At 31.3% G+C, this 549-nt stretch carries 1 protein-coding gene; it reads left to right on the top strand.

The window, feature by feature from the left end; translation table 11 throughout:
- A partial coding sequence (locus tag B2S90_RS01870) for an HAD family hydrolase (protein WP_286696473.1) occupies positions 1 to 375 on the top strand: 375 nt, incomplete at its 5' end.
- Positions 376 to 549: the final 174 nt, after the last annotated feature.

The raw sequence follows: 549 nt of genomic DNA, 5'->3' as shown, positions 1-549 counted from the left end.
GCTCATGAACTATTAACTTATCTAAAAGATAAAGGTTATACATTGGTTCTTACTAGTTCTACATTTGAACCAGATGTACTATTTTCTCTCAAGTCTGCTGGTTTAGACAAGTACTTTGATAAGTTTGTATGTGGTGATCATGTCACTCGTGCTAAACCAAATCCTGAAATATTTAATAAAGCTATTGAAATCTATGGTCTAAACAAGGAAGAAACATTCATTCTAGAAGATTCTAGAAATGGTATTATTGCAGCAGATGCTGCAGGTATTGATGTCATTGGTGTACCTGATTTAGTAGATATTAGTGATATGACACAATCACACTTGTTGTGCATCAAAGAAAATCTTCTGAAAGTACTAGATTTAATAAAATAATTTAAGAATACAAAGCTCTCATCACCTCTATCATGTTACAATAGAGTAGAAAGGAGGTTTTTTAATGGATTACAATGGTTTAAGTATTGTATTACCACAATATTATCCTGATGATGAAGAATGGAATAATCTCTTTAACCTTTGGTTTCAGTGCTATGATCTGAATACAGATAT

This window comes from Catenibacterium sp. UBA627 (genome assembly GCF_002299355.1).
Lineage (GTDB): Bacteria > Bacillota_I > Bacilli_A > Erysipelotrichales > Coprobacillaceae > Catenibacterium > Catenibacterium mitsuoka.
This window is presented reverse-complemented; position numbering and strand designations above follow the sequence as displayed.